General features: G+C 64.2%; 3 protein-coding genes. All 3 read right to left on the reverse strand.

Annotated elements, in window-relative coordinates; all coding sequences use genetic code 11:
• Positions 1-182 precede the first annotated feature (182 nt).
• The 3 genes from LzC2_RS11140 to LzC2_RS11150 all read right to left on the reverse strand — a co-directional run bounded on the left by LzC2_RS11140 (position 183) and on the right by LzC2_RS11150 (position 3,028).
• Complete coding sequence (locus tag LzC2_RS11140; protein ID WP_171186874.1) at positions 183-1,742, reverse strand: hypothetical protein; 1,560 nt, start codon at positions 1,740-1,742, stop codon at positions 183-185.
• A complete protein-coding gene (locus LzC2_RS11145; RefSeq protein ID WP_171186876.1) occupies positions 1,739-2,080 on the reverse strand; it encodes a hypothetical protein in 342 nt (113 codons plus the stop codon). Before LzC2_RS11145 ends, LzC2_RS11140 begins: the two co-directional genes overlap by 4 nt.
• 330 nt (positions 2,081-2,410) lie before the next feature.
• Positions 2,411-3,028, reverse strand: a complete 618-nt coding sequence (locus LzC2_RS11150) for a recombinase family protein (RefSeq protein WP_171186878.1) — start codon at positions 3,026-3,028, stop codon at positions 2,411-2,413.
• Positions 3,029-3,315 lie beyond the last annotated feature (287 nt).

The raw sequence follows: 3,315 nt of genomic DNA on the forward strand, positions 1-3,315 counted from the left end.
CTTGCGAGTCGCTAAAGCTGGCGCCGTTCTTATAGAAGGACATCCCAAGGTGCGCGGCGTACGCAAAATCTTTGCCGTTCCGTTCTTCAAATTGGTCCAGCAAGGAGACGTTAATTCCGGGTGTTCTGGCAAGCATGGCTTATCGAGTGGGGTTTGGGAGCGTGGGACGTGGAGAGAGTCAGTCAGGCAGGCGGGCGGAAATTGATTTTCGAGCCGTTCACGAGCGCAGCTTCTAAAGAGCCGCGGGGATATTCGGGCAGCGCCGCGCGGTCGCCGGCCGTACCGGAAAAGCTCCACCGGCCGGCGGAGTCGCTGCCGGCGCCGATGATTGACGAACGGCGTTGCCGTGGATCAGCGGCGATGCTGACGACGCCAGCGACGCTATTCACGAGGTCGTCGTGCCCGCCGTTCGGATGGTCGATCGCATCACGCCCGCCGGAACGGGTTTTCCGTTCCAGCGCTGCGAACTGATCTAATAACGCGTCGTCCGGCGGCAGGACTACGCCGGCCGAACACAGACGAGGAAGCAAGGCGACGTATAGTTCCGCCTTGGGGAAGCGGCACCGGGTATACTGGACGCCATTGCCCCGGAACGCCGCGGCGACGAATTCGGCGCCATAATTGTCGCCGGTGACGGACAAACACCCGTAGCTTTTCGCCAGCGTGGAAAATTGTCCGCAGACCGCGGCCGGCGAGAACGGAGGGCGGACGCGTGCGAGTTGGTCGATGACGACTTCGCCGCTCCGGTCCCGGTGGGCGATCGCTGCGGTCGCGTCGTCGGCTCTGCCGCCGCTGATATCCACGAAGCAGAAGTATTTGACGCCGTTTTGCCGGGGGCGACCGGTGCGGGACGCGTCCACGAGGTTTTCGACTAGACTTCGCGGCACGAATTGGGCCACGTCGTCACGAAATCGGGCGAGAAATTCGGCCTCCGCGGCGGCTCTGTCTTCGGCCAGCGCCTCGCTCACTACGGATTGCGGCAGCGTCGGATTCAGCACGCGCGACGCGGCGTTGACGACGAGCGTGGCGGAGTCGTTTTGTCCGTAGTGCTTTTTGTACAGGTTCCACGCTGCGCCCGATCTCGAATACGGGGTCGTGATGCAAAGCAGCCGGCCGCCGGTCGTCGCCAGACCCGGCCGGAGCGAACGCAATAGCTCGTCGGCGCTGCGCACCTTGCTCTCTGCGTCCAGACCGAAAAACGCGAGTTCGTCTACCACCGCGGCGACGAGGGTATAACCGCGAACCGTTTTCGGGTCGCCCGTCAGTATTTCGACGGATATCCCGCTTTTCAGATCGAACCCCGTGGCGGTCTCGCGCTCAATCAAAGCCGCGAGCATCGGAGATTTGAACGCGGCCCGCACATAGCCTTTGACGATGCGGGCCTGACTTTTGGTCGGCGCCAGCACCGCGACGACGCCGCGTTCGCCGCTGGATAGTTTCGCCTCGTGCCCGCCCAGTGCGGCCTCGTACGCGGCGACCAACCCGGCGACGCGGGATTTGCCCGATCGGCGACCACAGACGAACATGCTGGACGAAAAACCGTCGGCCGGCATCCGATCGGCGTCACGCGACGCGACGCATTTGAGGATGCCGCGGTCGCCGGGCAAAAACGGCCGGACGCCAAAAACCGCTCTTAATATCGCCCGCCACCGACGCCACGAGGCCGGATCGCCGTCGAGATAGTTCCCGAATAACGCGGGGTCGTTCGCGGCTTCGATAATGTTGGGCGGGGCTGCGTTCATCGCTGTGCACCCTTCGCGCCGCCGGCCGCCAGATAGGTTTTGAGGTCGGGCACGTTCTTCGCCTTGGCGTCGATCCCCAACGTGCGAAATAACCCGAGAGCGCTATTTAACAGCACAGTGTACTTATTCGCGTCGAACGGCTCGCCTTCGATGGCACGCGTCTCCGCGGTTTCGAGGGTGATAAGCAGCCAGCAAAGTCGCTCGCACAGATAGTCCTTTTGGGGCGAGTCCGCCCCGACGGCCGTCTTTAGCTCGTCGTAACGGCAGCGCAGTTCCTTGACGATACCGACGCGCCCGTCCAGTCCGTCGAGGAACCGCGGCTCAAACCGTGTCGGCAATTCGGCGGTTCGCGTTCGGGGCGTAGCCAAGGGGGCGGGGCGTCTTTATTCGCGGCGTTGAGTCTATAGTATCGACCCATTTCACCCGGATTCTCGCGCCTTGTCTGCGTGTTTTCTGCTCGCTGAATATCAAACACTCCCGGATCGTTATTAAATCCGGTTCTTCGGAGTTTGACGAGGACGAGGCGATCCGACTCGCGTGAGCATGGCGAAGCATCCAATCGGATCGCCTCGTCCTGCCGCCCCGCTGCGCCCGTGCGTGCGTCCGTCGTCTCACGCGGCCCGTCGGACGTCTCGGCGTGGCGACGGCTCTACGGGCCGCACAGAGCGTCACGCCGTCGGCGCCATATCAGCGAGCACGGTGTAAACGCTCTGCCGGGAGACGCCGACGGTTTTGGCGATGGCGGTGACGGACTCGCCGTCGGCCTTCAAGCGATGCACGGTGCGAGCGACGGCCGGCGTGAGTTTGCGACGAACGCCCTTTTCGCTGCCGCCCCAAGTCTTTCCCGCAGCACGGGCCGCAGCCTGCCCGGCTTGCACGCGCTCCCCGCGTAGCTCGGTCTCGAATTGAGCGACGGACGCCAGCACGTTCGCGAGCAATCGCCCCGCGGGCGTCGACAGGTCCAACCCATCCTTGATGCTGACGAGGTTCACGCGGCGGCGCTGTAGCTCGTCAAACAGGGCGGAGAGGGCGGACACGGCCCGGCCCAGCCGGTCGATACGCCAGCACACGACGGCGGATACCTTCCCCGCGGCGATATCCGCTTCGAGCTTTTGCCAACCGGGCCGATCGGTCGTTTTGCCGCTCCCAGTGTCGCGGTACCAGCGGACCGGGCCGTCGTGGGCCGCTGCCCAGCGTTTGAGGTCGGGAAGTTGCGAACGGTGGGATTGCTTCCGCGTGGAGACGCGGACGTAGATCGCGGCGAACTTATCGGGCGTGGCGGACACGGCGGGGAACCTCGTGGCGGAGACTGCGGACGATCCGCAAACTAGCGCGATCGAGGTGAAGTGTCCACTACCGATTAGAAACGACGGGCGACACTTTGAAGGCGGGCGCCGACTCTGCCGGGGATGGCGAAAACGTCGCCGATCGGACGGGGTTTGATTTTGGACACATCCGGCCCGGTCGGCGTCGCCTCGTGAGCGTGGCGGATCGGCCGAACCTCGTGGGCGATGGACGCCGACCGCCAGCGTCGCCGCGAATACTAAAGAACCAAACGGGTACCCTGCCGGGG

The sequence above is a fragment of the Alienimonas chondri genome (assembly GCF_013036045.1).
In the GTDB taxonomy this organism is placed as follows: Bacteria; Planctomycetota; Planctomycetia; order Planctomycetales; family Planctomycetaceae; genus Alienimonas; species Alienimonas chondri.

Bases quoted from the DNA above. Each gene is read 5' to 3' on its own strand.
- LzC2_RS11140 (WP_171186874.1), bottom strand. From the start codon at position 1,742: ATGAACGCAGCCCCGCCCAACATTATCGAAGCCGCGAACGACCCCGCG.